Here is a 19,687-nt window from a genome sequence, read left to right on the forward strand (position 1 = left end):
GGACGATACGAAGGCCGCCGCGCCTCTCGAACGCCCGGTTGCGCGGTCGATCGACCGCACGGCGGCCCCGGTACGCTTCGTCTGGCGCACCGATGCCGAGGGTAAGTTCAGTGCGCTGTCGCCGGAATTCACCGACATCGTCGGCAAGCCGGCGGCCGACGTGATCGGCCGGCGCTTCAGGGATGTCGCGGCCACCTTCGGCCTCGATCCCTCCGGCGAGATATCAGGCCTCCTGGAACGGCGCGATACCTGGTCCGGGCGCTCCGTGCTGTGGCCGGTCGTCGGCACCGATCTTAAGATACCCGTCGACCTCGCGGCGCTGCCTGTCTATGGCCGCAGCCGCGCCTTCGAGGGTTTCCGTGGCTTCGGCGTCGCGCGCGCCAGCGATGCAGTCGTCGATCCGGAAGCGATCGGCATGGCGCTGGTCCCCAATGGCGAGGCGCCGGCGACGCCGGAACCGCAAGCCGTCGAACCCGCGCTCGAACAGCCTAAGGCTGAAGAGCCGAAGGCCGAGGACACTCAGGCATCGGACCCGTTCAAGGGCGAAGTGCCGGCGCTGACCATCGTGCCTAAACAGGAACGACGCTTTGCCGATAAGGTGATCCGGCTCGCCGAACATCGCCAGCCGGCCAACGACAAGGGTCTGTCGACCCTGGAACGCAGCGCGTTCCGCGAGATCGGCGAGCGACTGAAGAAGGACAGCGCCGCGGTCGAGCCGGCAGAGACCGAGAAGCACGGCCTCGAAAGCTTCGGGGAAGCGACGACCGAGACATCTGCTGAACCTTTGGCGGAAACTGCGGATGTGCCGACCGCTAAGGCCGAAGCTTCAGTCGAGGCGGCCGGCGACCCGACGCATGCCAGCGAGATCACTGCGGCAGAGCCAGAGAACGAACCGGTCGAGCCGTCCGATGTCGATGCCGAAGACGAGCGGGATCTGGCGCGGCTTGACGGCGGCCATCTGGACGAAGCGGCTCGTGAGGAACCTTCCGAGCCGAATGTGACGGGCTCGTTGCTCGACTATGCTGGCCATGATGACGACGGCGGTCCTGTCGCGGACAACAGTGACGAGGCCCCTGTTTCCGAACCGGTGGCGGCGAAACCAGAAATCACCAAGCCCGTCGCGGCTGGCGAAGAGCCGGCTGGCGCTGATGCGACACATGACGCCGTCGATGACGACAGCATGACGTCAGCTGATTTTCGCGATGCCGAGGATAGCGAGGATTGGGCGCAGCCCGACGCGGATGGCGCGGTGCCTGACAAGGAGGCGGCTGCATCCGCCGAGGAAACCACCAGCGCAAGCGAGGCCGTCGCGGCACGCGTCGAGCGCCCTCGCCTGCAGGTGCCGCCGCTCAAGACTGAAGGCTTCGTGCCGTCGGCGTTTTCCGCCGGAGATGAGCACAAGGCTCCAGACACCTCGCTGCTCGGCAAGCTGCCGGTGCCGCTGCTCATCCATTCCGGCGACCAGTTGCACTATGCGAACGAGGAATTCCTCAATCTGACCGGCTATGAGGCGCTCGATGACCTGGCGGATGCCGGCGGCCTCGGCGCGCTGTTTGCCGACCCCTACGCCGACGACGGCGCTACCGACGGCACCGATCGTGCGCTGCGGTTGAAGACGCGTGACGGACAGGAATTCCCGATCGAGGCCATCTTGCGCTCTGTTCCCTGGCGCGACGGCAAGGCGCTGATGCTGGTCGTGCGCCGCTCCGGCGAGGATGACGCACCGGCGGCCCTGCATGCGGTTGGCGACGAGCAGACGCAACCCGACATTCCCGAGCTCAAGGCGCGCATCGCCGAGATGCGCACCATCATCGACACCGCCACCGACGGCGTCGTGCTGATCGGCCGTGACGGCACCATCCGCTCGATCAGCCGTCCGGCCGAAGCGCTGTTCGGTTTCGACAGCGACGACGTCACCGGCAAGCCATTCGCCTCGCTGTTTGCGATCGAAAGCCAGCGCGCGGCGCGCGACTACCTCAACGGACTGTCCGAGCCTGGCGTGGCGAGCGTCATGAATGACGGCCGCGAGGTGATTGGGCGCGAGGCGCAGGGGCGCTTCATCCCGCTGTTCATGACCATTGGCCGGCTGCCCAACGATAGCGGCTTCTGCGCTGTCGTGCGCGACATCACGCAGTGGAAGCGGGCCGAAGAGGATTTGACGCAAGCGCGTGCGGTGGCCGAGCGCGCGTCTTCACAGAAGACCGATTTCCTCGCCCGCATCAGCCACGAGATACGCACCCCGCTCAACGCCATCATCGGCTTTTCCGAACTGATGGTCGACGAGAAGTTCGGACCTGTCGCCAATGACCGTTACCGCGACTATCTGCGCGACATCAACCGCTCGGGCAATCATGTGCTCGACCTGGTCAACGACCTGCTCGACATCTCGAAGATCGAAGCCGGCCAGCAGGAGATGGCCTACGAGGCGGTGTCGCTCAACGACACACTGGCCGAGACGGTGGCGATGATGCAGCCGCAGGCCAACCGCGAACGCGTCATCATCCGCTCCAGCTTCGCTTCGCGGCTGCCGGAAGTGGTGGCCGACCTGCGCAGCGTGCGCCAGATCGCGCTCAACATCCTGTCGAATGCCATCCGTTACACCCAGGCCGGTGGCCAGGTGATCGTCTCGACCGCCTATGAGACATCGGGCGACGTCGTCATGCGGGTACGCGACACCGGCATCGGCATGAGCCAGGCCGAGATCGAGCAAGCGCTGAAACCGTTCAAGCAGATCAACGCGCTGAAGCGTGGGCGCGGCGACGGCACGGGCCTTGGATTGCCGCTGACAAAGGCGATGGTGGAAGCCAACCGCGCCCGATTCACCATCAACTCGACACCGGGAGAAGGCACCCTGGTCGAGGTCGCCTTCCCGTCGACCCGCGTGCTCGCGGAATAGGCCAGCCCCGGTACCGATAAAAGAAAAGGCGCCCAAAGGACGCCTTAAGAGATGGGATTGCTGTCACAACGGGGGCTTGAGCGAATTCGGATCCTCCGGGGGCTGAGGAACGGGATTTCTCCCTCAAGTTGTATGCGACTATCGACGCCGGACGTTAACAACTCCTTACCGGCGCGGCGGAAAATTTACGAATGTGTACCACTCGTGAAATCTAGGTAAATTCTACCGACATATTTGGTTAACCATGCCGGATAGTCTTTTTCATGCATGTCGGTGTCTCAAAACCGGGGTCACTTTCGAGCGACATGCATTAGCAGCTACTCGGCCAATTGCGGCAGGTTCTTGAACAGCTCCAGCGCCTCTGGATTGGCGAGCGCCTCCTTGTTCTTGATGGCGCGGCCATGCACGACGTCGCGCACCGCAAGTTCGGTGATCTTGCCCGACTTGGTGCGCGGGATGTCGGTGACGGCGACGATCCTGGCCGGCACGTGGCGCGGGCTTGCGCCGCTGCGGATCTTGGCGCGAATGCGTTTTTCGAGTTCCTCGTCGAGCTGCACGCCGGCGGCCAGGCGCACGAACAGCACGACGCGCACGTCATTGTCGAAGTCCTGGCCGATGCACAGCGCTTCCAGAATCTCCGGCATCTGTTCGACCTGGTTGTAGATCTCCGCCGTGCCGATGCGCACACCGCCCGGGTTGAGCGTGGCGTCGGAGCGGCCATGGATGATCAGGCCTCCATGCACGCTCCATTCGGCGAAATCGCCATGACACCAGACATTGTCGAAGCGCTCGAAATAGGCCGCCCGGTACTTCTTGCCCTCGGCGTCGTTCCAGAAGCCGATCGGCATCGCCGGAAAGGCCTTGGTGCAGACCAGTTCGCCCTTCTCCTGTCGGATCGGCCTGCCATCGTCGTCCCAGACATCGACGGCAAGGCCGAGGCCGGGTCCCTGGATCTCGCCGGTCCACACCGGCTGCGTCGGCACGCCGAGCACGAAGCAGGAGACGATGTCGGTGCCGCCGGAGACCGAAGCCAGGTGCACGTCCTTCTTGATGCCGTCATAGACGAAGCGGAAATCCTCCGGCGACAGCGGCGAGCCTGTGGAGGAAATCGCCCGCACATCAGACAGATCATGCGTGCGGATCGGCTTGAGACCGGCCTTGCGCACGGAATCGATGAACTTGGCCGAGGTGCCGAAGAAGGTCATCTTCTCGGCATCGGCGAAGTCGAACAGCACATTGCCGTCGGGGTAGAAGGGCGAGCCGTCATAGAGCAGCAGCGTGGCACCCGAAGCGAGCCCCGACGCCAGCCAGTTCCACATCATCCAGCCACAGGTGGTGAAGTAGAAGAAGCGGTCGCCGTCGGTGAGACCGGCATGCAGCCGATGTTCCTTGACATGCTGGATCAGCGTGCCGCCGGCCGAATGGACGATGCATTTGGGAATGCCGGTCGTTCCCGACGAAAACAGGATGTAGAGCGGATGCGAAAACGGCAGCGGCTCGAAGGTAACGGGCTTGCCGGCGAAGGGCGACAGCGCTTCTTCCAGCGCCACCGCCTTGTCGATGGTAGCAGCGACATCACTCGATGTGCCGAGATAGTCGACGACCAGGATCTTGCGGACAGTGCCTAGCTTGGCCGCGACCGCGGCGATCTTGTCGGCGACCTCGATCGCCTTGCCGTTGTACCAGTAGCCATCGGGCGCGATGAAGACGACGGGCTCGATCTGGCCGAAGCGGTCGAGCACGCCCTGCTCGCCGAAATCGGGAGAGCAGGACGACCAGACCGCACCGATCGAGGCGGCCGCCAGCATGGCGGCGATGGTCTCCGGCATGTTGGGCATCATGGCGGCAATGCGGTCGCCCTTCTTCACCTTGAGCGACAGGAAAAGCTGCTGCAGCCGCGAGGTCTGTGCGTGCAATTCGTTCCAGGACAATCGACGCTCGACCTTGTCCTCGCCGCGAAACACGATTGCCTCACTGGCGCCGGTCTTCCTCAGCAGATTCTCGGCGAAGTTCAGCGTGGCATTGGGGAAGAAGGAGGCACCGGGCATCCTGTCGCCATCGACGAGCGCGGGCTCGCCCCCATCAGTGCCCTTGTCGCCGACGATGCCGCAGAAATCCCACACCAGGCTCCAGAACCCTTCGCGGTCCTCGACCGACCAGCGATGAAGTTCGGCATACGAAGAAAACGTTACGCCGGCTTCCACAGCGGCTGCCTTGGTGAAAGCGGTCAAGGGCGCGGCGTCAATCTGGTCTTGTGTCGGGGTCCAGAGCGGTACTTCGGCAGCCATGATCGTTCCTCCACGGTCGCCATCGCTTATGCATATCGCAGCGCAGCAGAGCAAGATTTTGTTCGGTCAATGCGACCAGATGTGCGCAAATGCCATCGCCGGGCCATAAAGACTTGAAATGCCTCAGCCCTAAGTCGTAGTGACGACTGGAAGTCGTGGTGACGACTGGGTTACGCCCGTCGGGCGATTTTTGTCGGAATGGAAGCATACGGGGCGATATGCCATCATCTTTGATCCGGCGCGGAATATGGACGATCGGCGCTGCCGGTATCGTCATCGCGCTGGTGGTTGCCGCCCTGCCGCTGATCGCTTCCACCCGTATCGTGCGCGACCGCATCGCCTGGGAAATGAGTGCGTGGAGCGGCTTTCGGGTCGCCATCGAAGGTTCGCCGCGCATCGAGGTCTGGCCGACATTCCGCGCCATCCTGACCGATGTGACGCTCTCACAATGGACCGACACCGACGCGCCGCCGGTCGTCGAGGCAGAACGGGTCGAGGTCGACCTGTCCGCCATGGCGGCACTGCGCGGCGACGTGGTGTTTTCGACGGCGCGGCTGGTGCGGCCGACGATCCGGGTTCAGCGCACGCCAACCGGCCTCTTCCTGCCCGCCGTCCCGACCGGCGGGCGCATCACGCGCTCCATCGATACGGCCCGCCGCGTGGTCAATGCCGACCCCGCCAAGCCGGACCTCGACAAGCTGCCGGCCGACACCTTCGGCACGGTGGAGTTCCGCGACGGCCGTATGGTGGCCTCCATTGCCGGCAAGGACGTCGAAATCCTGAGCAGTTTGACCGGCCAGGCGAATTGGGCGGCGATGAACAGCAATGCGACGCTGTCGGCAACAGGGATCTGGCGCGGCGAAAGCGTTGCGCTGGACGTCGCCTCGCCGAAACCGCTTGTGCTGTTTGCCGGCGGTACGGCGCCGCTCACGCTGTCCTTCAAGGCGGCACCCGCTACCTTCTCGTTCGATGGCACGGCCAGCATGTCCGAAAATACCTATTTCGACGGTCAGGCGAAATTCTCGGCACCCTCGCTGCGGCGTGTCCTGGAATGGTCGCAGGCCGGCATCGCTCCGGGTGCTGCGATCGGCTCGGTCAGCATTTCCAGCAAGATCACGGCGACCGGCGGGCGCGTCAAGTTCGACAACACGGCCATTGCCCTGGACAACAATCCGGGAATGGGTGCGCTGGACCTCTCGCTTGGCGAAGCACAGCCGGTGATCTCCGGCACGCTCGCTTTCGACACGCTCGACCTCAGATCGTTCCTGTCGGCCTTCACGCCGCTGGCGCCAACCGGAGGGGCGGGGCCTGGCGAAATCGACACCAGTTTCGCCGACAAGATCAACCTCGATCTGAGGTTGTCGGCAGCACACGCCACGGCGGGACCTATCCAGCTCGCCGATGTCGCCGCCACCGCCCAGGTCAAGGACGGTCTTTCCGTCTTCGACATCTCCGACGCCTCGGCCTTCGGCGGCAACATCCAGACCAGCCTTCGCTTCGACCGCAAGCCGGAAGGCTCGCAGGTCGAGATCCGGCTGCTGGCGTCCGACATTGACGGCGGTGCTTTCGGCACGGCGGCCGGAATGACCCGGCTGGTGCCGGTCGGCACGGGTACCGTCTCGGTGATCCTCAAGGGACCGGGCAGAACCTGGGACTCCATCTTCGACAATGCCGACGGCTCAGTCTCGGCGACCTTTGGACAGGGTGCGTTGAGCAAGCTCAACCTGCCGGCCTTCCTCAAGCATACCGAGCAAGGCGGCTTCTTCGCGCTTGATGACGTCTCCGACGGAACGCTGCCGATCGACGGCGCCGAGATCAAGGCCAGCATTTCAAAGGGCGTGGCACGGATCGACAAGGCCGAGGCCAATTCGGCGAAGTACAAGATCTGGCTGTCCGGCATCGCGTCCTACGCCGGCCGAGGACTGGCCTTGTCCGGTGGTGTCATTCAGGCGGACCAGGCGGCAACACAGACCAATGGTCAGCAAGGCCCCAACCAGTCGTCGTTCTTCGTCGGCGGGACCTGGAGCACGCCATTCATTTCCCCGATCAGCCGCGGCGTTTCGGGGGAATAGGCCGCCGCGCTTTCCACCTTCAACCGCGCTGTGCGGCCCGTTCGTCGAGCTGGCGCTGCACCTCGCGCCGCTTGTTGGCAAGCGAGGCGATGATGACGCCAATCGCCACAACGGCAATCAGGATGGTGCAGGCGGCGTTGATCTCCGGCGTCACGCCGAGGCGAACCTGGCTGTAGATCTTCATCGGCAGCGTCGTGGCGCCCGGCCCGGAGGTGAAGCTGGCGATGACCAGATCGTCGAGCGACAGAGTGAAGGCCAGCATCCAGCCGGACACGATGGCCGGCATGATGACCGGCAGCGTGATCTGGAAGAAGGTCTTCACCGGCGTTGCGCCCAGATCCATTGCGGCTTCCTCAAGCGAGCGATCGAAGGTGATGAGGCGCGACTGCACGACGACAGCGACGAAGCACATGGTCAGCGTGATGTGGGCGAGCGTCACGGTGAGGAAGCCGCGGTCGAGGCCGACAGCGACGAAGAGCAGCAGCAGCGACAGGCCGGTGATGACTTCCGGCATGACCAGCGGCGCAAAGACCATGCCTGAAAAAAGCACCCTGCCCTTGAAGCGCGTGTAGCGGGTCAAAGTGAGTGCAGCCAGAGTGCCCAGCACCGTCGCAACGGTGGCCGAGATCAGGCCAACACGCGCCGTCACCCAGGTCGCGTCCATGAGGCCCTGGTTGTGGAACAGCGAGACGTACCATTTGGTCGAGAAACCGCCCCAGACAGTGACCAGTTTCGACTCGTTGAAGGAGAAGACGATGAGCAGCACGATCGGCAAATAGAGAAAGGCAAAGCCAAGCACGATCGAGGTGATGTTGAAGCGGCTCCAGGTGGTGTTCATGAGGTCACCTGTCCATTTCTTGAGCGCGCGCCTGAGCCCGCTGGAAGAGCATGATCGGCACGATCAGCAGCAACAGCAGGATGACGGCCACGGCCGACGACACCGGCCAGTCGCGATTGGCGAAGAACTCGTTCCACAGCGTCTTGCCGATCATCAGCGTCTGCGATCCGCCGAGCAGGTCGGGAATGACGAATTCGCCGACGGCCGGAATGAACACCAGCAGACAGCCGGCGATGACGCCGGGTAGCGACAGCGGGAAGGTGATCTTCCAGAAAGCGCTGGTCGGCGGGCAGCCGAGATCCTTGGCCGCCTCGATCAGCGAATAATCCATCTTCTCGAGAGCGGAATAGAGCGGCAGCACCATGAACGGCAGGTAGGAATAGACGATACCGATGAAGATTGCCGTATAGGTGTTGAGGATGATCAGCGGCTGGTGGATGACGCCGGTGGCAAGGAGCAGCTGATTGAGCAGCCCTTCGGGCTTGAGAATGCCGATCCAGGCGTAGACGCGGATCAGGAACGAGGTCCAGAACGGCAGGATCACCAGCATCAGCAAGGTTGGGCGGATGGTTGCCGGCGCGCGCGCCATGCCGTAGGCGATCGGATAGCCGACTAGCAATGTCAGGACCGTCGAGATCGCGGCGATGATGACGCTGGTCACATAGGCGTTGAAGTAGAGCGCGTCCTGCGTCAGCCAGGTGTAGTTGTCGAGGCTGAGCTGTTTCAACTGGGCAAGGAACCCGGAAATGCCGCCGCTAAAATCGAGTGCCGGCGTATAGGGCGGAATGGCGATCGCCGTCTGCGACAGCGAGATCTTGAAGACGATGACGAACGGAATGAGGAAGAAGAACAGCAGCCAGACATAGGGGATGATGATGACCAGGCGGCCAAAGAAGGCAGCGCCCAGCCTGGCGAGGGCGGATTTGCCGGCATTGGTTGCCGGAGAGGCTGATGCGGTGGTGACGGCGGCGCTCGACATGCTCGCCCCCTACCGCGTCAGCACGACGCCGGCATCCGGCCGGAAGGAAACCCAGGCGCGGTCGTTCCAGCTCAACGGATCCTCGGTGATGCGGGCCGCGTTCATGGTGCTCGCCCGCACCACCTGGCCGTCGTCCAGCCTGACGTGATAGACGGTCATGTCGCCGAGATAGGCGATGTCGTAGACCTCGCCCTCGATCGCGTTGACCGCCTCGGCCGGCTTCTTCGACGACACCTTGATCTTTTCCGGCCTGATGGCGAAGGTGACGGCCGTCCCGGCGCCGGCGGTACCGGCATTGTCAGTGCGGATGGTGATGCCATTGCCGGCATCGATGCTGGCGCCGCCCGCCTCGCCACGCGCGATCTTGCCCTCGAACATGTTCACATTGCCGACGAAACCGGCGACGAAGCGCGACCCCGGCGCCTCGTAGACTTCGGCCGGCGTTGCCACCTGCATCACCTCGCCCTTGTCGATGATGGCGATGCGATCGGCCATCGTCATCGCCTCTTCCTGGTCGTGGGTGACGACGACGAAGGTCAGGCCGAGGTTCTGCTGCAGGTCCATCAGTTCGAACTGCGTTTCCTCGCGCAGTTTCTTGTCCAATGCGCCGAGTGGCTCGTCGAGCAGCAACACCTTCGGCCGCTTGGCGACCGAGCGGGCGAGCGCTACGCGTTGGCGCTGGCCCCCGGACAGCTGATGCGGCTTGCGCTTGGCGAACTGCTCGAGCTTGACCAGCTTCAGCATCTCGGCAACGCGCGACGCGATCTCGGGCTTCGGCATGCCGTCCTGCTTGAGGCCAAAGGCAATGTTGTTCTCGACCGTCATGTGCGGGAACAGCGCATAGGACTGGAACATCATGTTGACCGGCCGCCGGTAGGGCGGGATGCCACGCATATCCTGCCCATCGAGCAGGATGCGGCCGGCTGTCGGCTCCTCGAAGCCGGCGAGCATCCTGAGCAGCGTCGATTTTCCGCAGCCAGAGGCGCCGAGCAGAGCGAAGAACTCGCGCTCGAAGATGGTCAGCGACAGATTGTTGACGGCGGTGAAGTCACCGAACTTCTTAGTGACGTTGTCGAACTGGATGTATGGCTTGGCGTTCGGGTCGTTCCACGGCGCAAAATCCCTGCGGATGCTGCCAAGCGATTTCATGTCCCACTCCGTCCTGATTCTTGCTTCTTGCCCCAGAAAGAATGGTCCCGGCAGGTGGCTGCCGGGACCATGTCAGATTGCTTACTGGCCAGTAACGATCTTGGTCCAAGTGCGCGTGATCACGCGCTGGGTCTTGGGATCGTATGGCGAGACGGTGTAGAGCTTCTGTATCGTCTCGGCATCGGGATAGACCGAAGGATCATCCAACAGTGCCTTGTCGACGAATTGCTGCGACGCCTTGTTGCCGTTGGCGTAGAGCACGTAATTCGACGACTTGGCGATAACTTCCGGCTTCATCATGTAATTGATGAACTCGAGCGCCTCCGCGACATGCGGCGCGTCGGCAGGGATCGCCATCTGGTCGAACCACATCTGAGCGCCCTCCTTCGGCACGGAATAGCCGATCTCGACGCCTTGCTTGGCCTCGACCGCGCGGTTGCGGGCCTGGAACACGTCACCCGACCAGCCGACCGCCAGGCAGATATCGCCGTTGGCGAGCGCGTTGATGTATTCGGAGGAGTGGAACTTCCTGATATAAGGCCGGACCTTGAGCAAAGCCTCCTCGGCCTTGGCGATGTCATCTGATGACGTGCTGTTCGGGTCGAGGCCGAGATATTTCAGTGCCGCCGGGATGATGTCGGCTGGCGAGTCCAGCACATAGACGCCGCAGTCCTTCAACTTGGCTAGGCTGTCGGGATTGAAGAAGACATCCCAGCTGTCGATCTTGTCGGTGCCGAGTGCCGCCTGCACCTTCTTGATGTTGTAGCCGAGACCAACGGTACCCCACATGTAGTTGACCGAGTATTCGTTGCCGGGGTCATATTTGGCGGTGCGCTCCGAAACCGTGTCCCACATGTTGGAAATGTTCGGCAGCTTCGACTTGTCGAGCTTCTGGAACACCCCGGCCTGGATCTGGCGCGCAAGGAAATTGCCGCTGGGCACGACGACGTCATAACCGCTGCCGCCAGCAAGCAGCTTGGTTTCAAGGATTTCGTTGGAATCGAAGGTGTCGTAGACGACCTTGATGCCGGTTTCCTTGGTGAAATCGTCGATGATCGAACTGTCGATATAGTCCGACCAGTTGAAGACGTTGACGACACGGTCTTCGGCGTGACCGCCGACGGTGAAAAGCGTCAGAAATGCCGAGGTTGCCGAAAGCCAGAGCGCTTTGCGGATCATGCTATTCTCCTTTGGTGAGTGTTCCTTCGCCGGCTCGTCGCGGAAGCCGCGCGACCGGGCATTTGTTTCAGACTATTGAGCTTTCCAAGGGGCGACAAGCGCGAACTGCCGACACTATGCAGGCGGTTCGATGAGCGACAAGAGATGGCTCTGTGTCCCTGCGGCGGCTTGGGAGGCGTGCCTATGCCGTCAGAGGCTTTCGCCATGGCGCGGGCAGAGATACGACGATATGGTCCGGTCTCGATCTGACCGGCTGGGAGACTTGGCAAGATACGCCTGTCTTGTTGTTGCCGTATTCCCAGCCTGCCCGCGCGGCTACGAAGTTGTCAATGGCAAAGCTGCGCGCCGCCTCAATTAGGCGATGGCACCCCGGTGACCCCAGCGCGCTCGGGCCGTGTTTGGCGCTTGAATTCGAGCCCGATATGGACAAGCAACGCCGTCACCACCACCGCGCCACCGATGATGGTGCGCGCCGACGGCACCTCGGAATGGATAAGCCAGACCCATATCGGGCCGAGGATCGGCTCGAACGTGCCGAGCAGCGCCGCGATGGCTGCCGGGATCAGCCGTGCGCCGGTGGCGAAGAACGCGAGACCAACGCCGAGATTGACCACGCCGAAAGCAAAGAGAAAGCCCATGTCACTGACCGATACAGCGAATGTCGATGCCTGTGAGGCGGCAAAGCCTGCCGCAAGCATGGTGCCGAGGCACGTTGCCGGCGTCATGCGCACGCTGGAAAACCGCCGGGTTATGACTGTGGCGATCGAGAACATGATCGCGATCAACAGCGCCAGCCCGTCGCCTATCGGCGAAACGGCGCCATCAAGCGATTCCGACACCATGATGGCGACTCCGGCGATGACGGCGGCAATCGCCACCCAGGTCGCGGCACCAACCCTTTCGCGAAACAACGCCCAGGCAAACAGCGCCGCCAGCAACGGCACGCCGGCCTGCATCAACAGGATGTTGGCGACGGTGGTGTAGGTAAGCGCCACGACGAAGGCGGTCGATGCTGTGGCGAAGCAGATCCCGACGGCAAGGCCGGGCAGGCCCATGTCGCGGAACATTTTCAGCATGCCGCGCCAGCCGTCGCGCCAGACCATGAAGCAGATCAGGAAGGCGGCCGCCCAGACGGAGCGCCAGAAAATAACCGTCCAGCTGTCGCCGGCGGTGATGAAGCGGGCGATGGTGCCGCCGAAACTCCACATCAGCGCCGACAGGAACACCAGCAGGAAGCCGATGCGCTCCTCCCGCTGCGGGACGGTCGAGGAAGCAAGGATCGGCGATGATGCGGTGTCGGTCATGGGCGCGACTGTCGGGCTTTTGTGGACGGGACGATGCGCAAGGGACGACGAAAAGGTGCCCTGTTCGCGTAACGCAAAGATGCCGGCCGGGGGTGAGCCAGCGACCGGCGACAATTGTGGCACCTTGCCGTGGCGTTACTGGAAATCGAAGGCGCTCAAGCCCGTCACCATCTCGTCGAGGCCAAGCGGACGCGTCACCGGTGGTTCGGCGCGCGCCAGGCAGCCGACGCGTTCGCAAAGCCGGCAGGCAGGCCCGACCGGCGTCGCCGCTACACTGCCGGCCTCGGCCTTTGCGGAGGTAACCACGCCGGGCAGTGCCGCGCCGTAAATGATGTCGTCACGAAAGCCGATGTCGCAACCGAGCAGCAACGCGGTGCGGCGCGGGCGTTCCGAGAACGCGCCTTGCGGCCCTTCCAGCGTGCGGGCGATGCACAGGAACTCGGCGCCGTCGGGCATTTCCACTGCCTCGACGAAGATCTGGCCGGGCTGGGTGAAGGCAACATGCACGGGCAGTTTGGGACAACCGCCGCCAAAGCGGCTTTGCGGAAAGCCCTGGCTGCCGGCCTTGCGGAAGCGGTTGCCGGCATTGTCGACCTCCAGCATGAAGAACGGCACGCCTGAGGCACCCTGCCGCTGCAGCATGGTCAGCCGGTTGGCCACCTGTTCGAAGGAGACACCGAAGCGCGAACGCAGGACGTCGATGTCATAGCGGGCGCGCACGGCAGCCGCGTGAAAGGCCTGGTAAGGCATCATCAGTGCATGCGCCGCATAGCGGCCAAGTTCGAAGCGGGCCAGCCGGCGTGCTTCGTCGGTGGTGAGTTTGAGCGCCTGGATCTCGCCGGCGATCGCGACCGTCATGCGGATCAGACAGGCCTCCATCGCGACTTCGCGCAACTGGTCGAACGGCGACAGGCGTTCGGACAGGAACAGGCGCTGCGAATGACGGTCGTAACGGCGGCGCCAGTTCGGCATGGTGGCGACCGGCAGCACCTTGACGACGATGCCGTATTCGCGCTTCAGCCAGGCCTTCAGCGCACCGAACAGGTCGTCGCCGGGATCGAGCACCGAGGTGAACGCCGCGGCCTCCTCCTCGAGGGCTACAAAATGGTTCGGCCGGCGCTCGAAAATCTCGTGCACCTCGTCGATCGGCAGGCGGGCGCCGGAGAGCGCCGTCGCCCGACCCTCGCGCGCCAAAAGCTCGTTGAGGTCGGACAGGCGCTCGGCCTGCTCGCGATAGGCGCGGAACAGCTTTATCACCGCCGCGGACGCGTTGGGCGCCGCATCGGCAAGCTCGATCAACTCCTGATCGCCCGGCAGCTCGCCGACCAGCAGAGGATCGGTGAACACCTCCTTCAGGGCCGCGACAGACCCTCTTGCCTCGCCCTGCAGTTCGTGTGGGTCTACCTTGTAGACGGACGCCAGTTTCAGGATCAGCTGCACCGTCAGCGGCCGCTGGTTGCGCTCGATCAGGTTGAGATAGGATGGCGAAATGCCAAGGCCCTCGGCCATCGCGGTCTGAGTCAGGCCCTTGGCGTTGCGGATGCGGCGGATGCGCGGCCCGGCGAATATTTTCTGGTCAGCCATCGACTATCCTTGACAGAATTTACACAAATTTCGCGGCGATCTCGCCGCGTCGTGCTTTACAAGCGTGACAAATTTACAGCGCAGGCCTGTCAAACGCAACACAGGTTTTCCTTTATATTTTAGCGATTTCCTTGATTCTTCTGGCTCATTTCGCGCCGCAATGTAAATTCAGTCATATTCCGGCGCACAGATGATTGATGCCCGGACCTAGGTGCAGAAACCGTTCGGAGTGACCAATGACTGATTTTTACAACCTCGTCCCATCGGCGCCGGAAGGTCGCTTCGACGGTATCGAACGGCCCTATTCCGCGGCGGATGTGAAGCGGCTGCGCGGTTCGGTGCAGATCCGCCAGAGCCTCGCCGAAATGGGCGCCAACCGGCTGTGGAAGCTCATCCACGAGGAGGATTTCGTCAACGCGCTCGGCGCCATGTCCGGCAACCAAGCGATGCAGCAGGTGCGCGCCGGACTGAAGGCGATCTATCTGTCCGGCTGGCAGGTTGCCGCCGACGCCAACACGGCTGGCGCGATGTATCCGGATCAGTCGCTCTACCCGGCCAATGCGGCGCCGGAACTGGTCAAGCGCATCAACCGCACGCTGCAGCGCGCCGACCAGATCGAAACGTCCGAAGGCAACGGGCTTTCGGTCGAGACCTGGTTCGCGCCGATCGTCGCCGACGCGGAAGCCGGCTTCGGCGGACCGCTCAACGCCTTCGAAATCATGAAGGCCTTCATCGAGGCGGGCGCCGCCGGCGTCCACTATGAGGACCAACTGGCGTCGGAAAAGAAATGCGGCCATCTCGGCGGCAAGGTGCTGATCCCGACCGCGGCGCACATCCGCAACCTCAGCGCCGCGCGCCTGGCGGCGGACGTGATGGGCACGCCGACCCTGGTCGTCGCGCGCACCGATGCGGAAGCCGCAAAGCTGCTCACCTCCGACATAGACGAACGCGACCAGCCTTTCGTCGACTACGGCGCCGGGCGCACGGTAGAAGGTTTCTATCATGTCAGGAACGGCATCGAGCCCTGCATCGCCCGCGCCATCGCCTATGCGCCTTACGCGGATCTGATCTGGTGCGAGACCTCGAAGCCCGACCTGGTGCAGGCCAAGAAATTTGCCGAGGGCGTGCGCAAGCATCACCCCGACAAGCTGCTCGCCTACAATTGTTCGCCATCGTTCAACTGGAAGAAGAACCTCGACGACGCGACGATCGCCAGGTTCCAGAAGGAGCTCGGCGCCATGGGCTACAAGTTCCAGTTCATCACGCTCGCCGGCTTCCACCAGCTCAACTATGGCATGTTCGAACTGGCGCGCGGCTACAAGGCGCGGCAGATGGCGGCCTATTCCGAGTTGCAGGAGGCGGAGTTCGCGGCCGAGGCCAATGGCTACACCGCGACCAAGCACCAGCGCGAGGTCGGCACCGGCTATTTCGACGCCGTGTCGATGGCGATCACCGGCGGCCAGTCGTCGACCACCGCCATGCATGAATCGACCGAGCACGCGCAGTTCAAACCGGCCGCGGAATAGCGGATCACAGAAATACAGAGGAAACGCCCAACAGGGCTTGGAACACAAGGAGAAGACCAATGGCATCGATAAGCCGTGTCAAGGAACGCGCCGAGGAACAGTCCACGACGATGAGCGTCGATCAGCAAGCGACGATCCGCATGCTGGCCAACGACCTGCACCGCCTCAACCAGTCGGTGATGAAGGCGGTCGAGGCGGGCGTCTCGGTTGAGCTCGTGCGCTCGGCACGGCATCACGGCGGTGACGGCAACTGGGGCGATCTGCTGATCCCGGTGATCGTCACACAGCAGAGCCACGGCTGATCGAAATCATTGCAACCGACCCATCACCTGCGCAGCCTCTGCGCAGGTGAATTTTCTTTTCATGAAATTCACGTGTGGACAGTTGAGTACAGTAGCGTTGCTTTAAATTCACTGCTCCCGGACATGATTTTGGGTCCTTTTATTTCAACTTGACATGGGTCGCGATCTCACGCCAATTGCGCCTGAGATTCAACTCTGCATTGAAATAGGGACGAGCTTCTTGGCCGACTTGTGTGCCCAGTGAATCGCGAAGGCGAGACTCCAAGACATCCAAATCTGGTGACCCGCGACACAAGCACCGAGACGATCCGTGATCCGTCGCAGGTGCTTGTCGTCGGCAGATCGCCGATCAATCGCGTGGTGATTTCAAAGATCGTCGAGCGATCCGGGCTCAAGCCGATTTCGGAATCTCCCGACACGGCGGCAAGGATCTTGCGGTCCCTCATTCCCGGCGCGGTTGTCCTTGACGGCGGCGCCGACAACAAGGACTGCGACAATCTGATGTCCAGCATCGCCGCGTTGCGGCGGGCCTCGGGCAAATCACAGCCACCGGTGATCCTACTTTCAACCAAGAATGGCACGACGGAAAGCCTGGGCCTGTCAGATATCATCGACGTAGTGGTCGCCAAGCCGATCACGCCCGAACGGTTGCAACCGGTGATCGATCGCCTGATCGGCCGCTAGAGCAATTGCAGGAAAAGTGTGTCGGCGGTTTTCTGTCCGGAAATGCGAAAACAAATAGCTGGATCCGGCGATCAGCCTGCACTCACGATGCTTTCAACCAGTCCGGGCAGTTGTCCGAGATCGGATATCTGGCGGAACCGCGGTTCGGCAGCCGGCGCCTCGACATGCTCCAGCACCCAGGTCAGTTCATGCGGCACATGGACACCCCAACCGCCGGCCTCGATGGCCGGCACCACGTCCGACTTCAGCGAGTTGCCGACCATCATGCTTTTCGCCGGACCATCGCCGTGGCGGCTGAAGAGCCTGCTATAGGTGGCAGCACTCTTGTCGCTGACGATCTCGACCGCATCGAACAGATCGCCCAGGCCAGAGCCAGTCAGCTTGCGCTCCTGGTCGAAGAGGTCGCCCTTGGTGATCAGCACAAGGCGGAATGCGCCGGCAAGCTTCTCGACAGTCTCGCGCGCGTGCGGCAGGGCCTCGATCGGATGGCTCAGCATCTCGCGGCCGGCATCTAGAATTTCCGATATGACCGATGCCGGCACGCGGCCTTGCGTGACCTCGACCGCCGTTTCGATCATCGACAGGGTAAACCCCTTGATGCCGAAGCCATAGACGGCGAGGTTGCGCCTTTCGGCCTCCAGCAATCGTGCCGAGATGTGCTCCTCTTCGCCATGATCGGCAAGCATGGCGGCAAAGCGCTTTTCCGTCAGGCGGAAGAACTGCTCGTTCTGCCAGAGGGTGTCGTCGGCGTCGAAGCCGATCGTCGTCAGTTTGTTGTCGCGCCGCATTCAATTTCTCGATTAAGATTGGGGGCCTCGATTGGAATTGGGACGGCCGAAACTAAGCCGATTGGAGCGATTTTCAACCGCGTCAGCCAATGCCCGACGCGGCTCCCCTTCCCTTCCATAGGGGCGCACGGCTATACTCCACAATCCGCAACCCAATCTGGTGAATGATGCCGCCTGCAAAAAAGGAAGTCCGTCCGTCGAGCCGCGGAGGACGTGCCCGCACGCCTGCCTTCGTGAAAAACCAACGGGGCGTCAAGAACTGGAAGGAAGTCAGCGCCTGGCTGGAATGGCGCGGCATCGAGGACATCGAGTGCATCACGCCCGATCAGGCAGGCGTCGCGCGTGGCAAGATGATGCCATCGAAGAAATTCACCTCCAACACCTCGCTAGCACTGCCGTCGGCAGTCTTCATGACGACAATTTCCGGCGGCTACCCCGAGGATGGCAACGGCTTCCATTACCCGGAAGACGACGGCGACCTCAAACTGATGCCGGACCTGTCGACGCTGACAGTGGTGCCCTGGGAAGAAGACCCTACGGCCGCGGTCATCTGCGATCTCGTCCACCAGGACGGACGCTCGGTCGAATTCACGCCGCGCAATGTGTTGAAGCGTGTGGTGGCTGCCTATGACAAGCTCGGCCTGAAGCCGGTGGTGGCGCCCGAGATCGAGTTCTACCTGGTGCGCAAGAATCCCGATCCGGACTATCCGCTGACCCCGCCGGTCGGCCGTTCGGGACGCGCGATCGGCGGCGGCGCCGGCTATTCGATCGCTGGCGTCAACGAATTCGACGAATTGATCGACGACATCTACCATTTCTCCGAAAGCCAGGGCCTGGAGATCGATACGCTGATCCACGAGGAAGGCGCCGGCCAGCTGGAGATCAATCTGCGCCATGGCGACCCGATCGAACTGGCCGACCAGGTGTTCATGTTCAAGCGCACCATTCGCGAGGCAGCACTCAAGCACGAGATCTATGCCACCTTCATGGCCAAGCCCATCCAGGGGCAGCCCGGCTCCGCCATGCACATCCATCAGTCGATCATCGACAAGAAGACTGGACAGAACATCTTTTCGGCCGAGGACGGCTCGGAAACCGAAGCCTTCTTCCATTTCATCGGCGGCATGCAGAAGCATGTGCCGAACGCGCTGGTGATGTTCGCGCCCTATGTCAATTCCTACCGCCGGCTGACACAGGCGGCGTCGGCGCCGGTCAACAACAAATGGGGCTATGACAACCGCACCACGGCGTTTCGCGTGCCACGCTCGGATCCGGCGGCACGGCGCGTCGAAAACCGCATCCCGTCCTCCGATGCCAACCCCTATCTGGCGCTGGCGGCATCGCTTGCCTGCGGGCTGATCGGCATCACCAACAAGATCAAGGCCGAGCCTCCGGTGCTGACCACCGCCAATGCGGACGAGATCGACCTGCCGCGTGGCCTGCTCGAAGCCGTCGACCTGTTCGAGGGCGACGAGGAACTCTGCGCGCATCTGGGCAAGTCGTTCGCCGCGACCTATGCGGCGATCAAGCGCGCGGAATTCGAGACTTTCATGGAAGTGATCAGTCCGTGGGAGCGGGAGTATCTGCTTCTCAACGTGTAGGGGAATAAGGGAGTAGGGCAGTAGGGCAGCCAAGATTGAATCGTACAGGGATTTAATTGTCTGGCAGCAAGCTATGGATCTGGCGGTATCGATCTACGAAACAACCAGAGCTTGGCCAAGGGATGAGCTTTACGGACTGACGACTCAGGTACGCCGTGCAGCCACCTCCGTTCCCGCCAACATTGCCGAAGGTTACGGGCGCGAAAGCCGAGCTTCCTATCAGCAATTTCTCAGGATCGCCCAGGGATCCCTCAAGGAACTGGAGACCCATCTGCTGATCGCGCAACGCGTCGGAATCGCCTCGCACGAGACGGTCGAACCATTGATGACCCGCAGTGAGAGCGTAGGAACGCTCTTGCGGCTTCTGATCCGAAAACTGTCACCGGAATAGCCCCACCTACTGCCCTACTGCCCTACTGCCCTACTGCCCTACTGCCCTACTGCCCTACTGCCCTACTGCCCTACTGCCCTACTGCCCTACTGCCTATTCCTATACA

Annotated in this window: 15 protein-coding genes; 7 read left to right on the forward strand and 8 right to left on the reverse strand. The window is 62.6% G+C overall.

Translation table 11 applies throughout. The features are described from left to right. Nucleotides 1-2,896 (forward strand): PAS domain S-box protein (locus tag EN993_RS15240; RefSeq protein ID WP_127263949.1); only part of this gene is annotated, 2,896 nt, incomplete at its 5' end. A 317-nt stretch (nucleotides 2,897-3,213) separates the two neighbouring features. Here the strand turns inward: EN993_RS15240 and EN993_RS15245 are convergent. Continuing rightward, nucleotides 3,214-5,184, reverse strand: coding sequence for an acetoacetate--CoA ligase (locus tag EN993_RS15245; RefSeq protein ID WP_127263951.1), 1,971 nt, complete (start codon nucleotides 5,182-5,184; stop codon nucleotides 3,214-3,216). 218 nt (nucleotides 5,185-5,402) lie between these two features. Here EN993_RS15245 and EN993_RS15250 point away from each other — a divergent pair, with 218 nt between their 5' ends. Next, a complete protein-coding gene (locus EN993_RS15250) occupies nucleotides 5,403-7,256 on the forward strand; it encodes an AsmA family protein (protein WP_127263953.1) in 1,854 nt (617 codons plus the stop codon). A 19-nt stretch (nucleotides 7,257-7,275) separates the two neighbouring features. On the opposite strand, the gene EN993_RS15255 is transcribed toward EN993_RS15250, so the two are convergent. From EN993_RS15255 to EN993_RS15280, 6 genes are all read right to left on the reverse strand, one after another. After that, on the reverse strand, nucleotides 7,276-8,094 hold the full coding sequence (locus EN993_RS15255; protein WP_109670225.1) for an ABC transporter permease subunit: 819 nt from the start codon (nucleotides 8,092-8,094) through the stop codon (nucleotides 7,276-7,278). Nucleotides 8,095-8,098: 4 nt separating this feature from the next. Beyond that, nucleotides 8,099-9,073: an ABC transporter permease subunit gene (locus EN993_RS15260; RefSeq protein ID WP_109670228.1), complete on the reverse strand. Its 975-nt coding sequence runs from the start codon at nucleotides 9,071-9,073 to the stop codon at nucleotides 8,099-8,101. A gap of 9 nt (nucleotides 9,074-9,082) precedes the next feature. Then, entirely contained in the window at nucleotides 9,083-10,222 is a 1,140-nt protein-coding gene (locus tag EN993_RS15265) for an ABC transporter ATP-binding protein (protein WP_109670230.1), read from the reverse strand. Nucleotides 10,223-10,303: 81 nt separating this feature from the next. Continuing rightward, on the reverse strand, nucleotides 10,304-11,401 hold the full coding sequence (locus tag EN993_RS15270; RefSeq protein WP_109670233.1) for a polyamine ABC transporter substrate-binding protein: 1,098 nt from the start codon (nucleotides 11,399-11,401) through the stop codon (nucleotides 10,304-10,306). A 350-nt stretch (nucleotides 11,402-11,751) separates the two neighbouring features. After that, on the reverse strand, nucleotides 11,752-12,705 hold the full coding sequence (locus tag EN993_RS15275; protein ID WP_127263955.1) for a DMT family transporter: 954 nt from the start codon (nucleotides 12,703-12,705) through the stop codon (nucleotides 11,752-11,754). A 135-nt stretch (nucleotides 12,706-12,840) separates the two neighbouring features. Further along, nucleotides 12,841-14,289 (reverse strand): XRE family transcriptional regulator, encoded by a 1,449-nt coding sequence (locus tag EN993_RS15280; RefSeq protein WP_109670238.1) that lies wholly within the window; start codon nucleotides 14,287-14,289, stop codon nucleotides 12,841-12,843. Nucleotides 14,290-14,525: 236 nt separating this feature from the next. Here EN993_RS15280 and aceA point away from each other — a divergent pair, with 236 nt between their 5' ends. The 3 genes from aceA to EN993_RS15295 all read left to right on the forward strand — a co-directional run bounded on the left by aceA (nucleotide 14,526) and on the right by EN993_RS15295 (nucleotide 16,801). Beyond that, complete coding sequence (gene aceA, locus EN993_RS15285) at nucleotides 14,526-15,815, forward strand: isocitrate lyase (protein ID WP_127263956.1); 1,290 nt, start codon at nucleotides 14,526-14,528, stop codon at nucleotides 15,813-15,815. Between the two features lie 59 nt (nucleotides 15,816-15,874). Further along, nucleotides 15,875-16,117, forward strand: coding sequence for a hypothetical protein (locus tag EN993_RS15290; protein WP_006202762.1), 243 nt, complete (start codon nucleotides 15,875-15,877; stop codon nucleotides 16,115-16,117). Between the two features lie 276 nt (nucleotides 16,118-16,393). After that, nucleotides 16,394-16,801 (forward strand): response regulator, encoded by a 408-nt coding sequence (locus EN993_RS15295; RefSeq protein ID WP_245468839.1) that lies wholly within the window; start codon nucleotides 16,394-16,396, stop codon nucleotides 16,799-16,801. A 71-nt stretch (nucleotides 16,802-16,872) separates the two neighbouring features. Here the strand turns inward: EN993_RS15295 and EN993_RS15300 are convergent, their stop codons facing one another. Continuing rightward, entirely contained in the window at nucleotides 16,873-17,589 is a 717-nt protein-coding gene (locus EN993_RS15300; protein WP_109670247.1) for an HAD family hydrolase, read from the reverse strand. Nucleotides 17,590-17,753: 164 nt separating this feature from the next. Between EN993_RS15300 and EN993_RS15305 the strand changes: the two genes are divergently transcribed. Both EN993_RS15305 and EN993_RS15310 read left to right on the forward strand, forming a co-directional pair. Then, nucleotides 17,754-19,190, forward strand: coding sequence for a glutamine synthetase family protein (locus tag EN993_RS15305; protein WP_164548587.1), 1,437 nt, complete (start codon nucleotides 17,754-17,756; stop codon nucleotides 19,188-19,190). Between the two features lie 34 nt (nucleotides 19,191-19,224). After that, complete coding sequence (locus EN993_RS15310; protein ID WP_281040328.1) at nucleotides 19,225-19,581, forward strand: four helix bundle protein; 357 nt, start codon at nucleotides 19,225-19,227, stop codon at nucleotides 19,579-19,581. The last annotated feature ends 106 nt before the right edge of the window (nucleotides 19,582-19,687 follow it).

The organism is Mesorhizobium sp. M7D.F.Ca.US.004.01.2.1, from assembly GCF_003997785.1.
Taxonomy (GTDB): domain Bacteria; phylum Pseudomonadota; class Alphaproteobacteria; order Rhizobiales; family Rhizobiaceae; genus Mesorhizobium; species Mesorhizobium loti.

What these genes read in the sequence shown, in the direction of transcription:
- EN993_RS15245 (WP_127263951.1), bottom strand. Translation starts at nt 5,184, where the DNA reads ATGGCTGCCGAAGTACCGCTCTGGACCCCGACACAAGACCAGATTGAC.
- EN993_RS15250 (WP_127263953.1), top strand. Translation starts at nt 5,403, where the DNA reads ATGCCATCATCTTTGATCCGGCGCGGAATATGGACGATCGGCGCTGCC.
- EN993_RS15255 (WP_109670225.1), bottom strand. Translation starts at nt 8,094, where the DNA reads ATGAACACCACCTGGAGCCGCTTCAACATCACCTCGATCGTGCTTGGC.
- EN993_RS15260 (WP_109670228.1), bottom strand. Translation starts at nt 9,073, where the DNA reads ATGTCGAGCGCCGCCGTCACCACCGCATCAGCCTCTCCGGCAACCAAT.
- EN993_RS15265 (WP_109670230.1), bottom strand. Translation starts at nt 10,222, where the DNA reads ATGAAATCGCTTGGCAGCATCCGCAGGGATTTTGCGCCGTGGAACGAC.
- EN993_RS15270 (WP_109670233.1), bottom strand. Translation starts at nt 11,401, where the DNA reads ATGATCCGCAAAGCGCTCTGGCTTTCGGCAACCTCGGCATTTCTGACG.
- EN993_RS15275 (WP_127263955.1), bottom strand. Translation starts at nt 12,705, where the DNA reads ATGACCGACACCGCATCATCGCCGATCCTTGCTTCCTCGACCGTCCCG.
- EN993_RS15280 (WP_109670238.1), bottom strand. Translation starts at nt 14,289, where the DNA reads ATGGCTGACCAGAAAATATTCGCCGGGCCGCGCATCCGCCGCATCCGC.
- aceA (WP_127263956.1), top strand. Translation starts at nt 14,526, where the DNA reads ATGACTGATTTTTACAACCTCGTCCCATCGGCGCCGGAAGGTCGCTTC.
- EN993_RS15290 (WP_006202762.1), top strand. Translation starts at nt 15,875, where the DNA reads ATGGCATCGATAAGCCGTGTCAAGGAACGCGCCGAGGAACAGTCCACG.
- EN993_RS15300 (WP_109670247.1), bottom strand. Translation starts at nt 17,589, where the DNA reads ATGCGGCGCGACAACAAACTGACGACGATCGGCTTCGACGCCGACGAC.
- EN993_RS15305 (WP_164548587.1), top strand. Translation starts at nt 17,754, where the DNA reads ATGATGCCGCCTGCAAAAAAGGAAGTCCGTCCGTCGAGCCGCGGAGGA.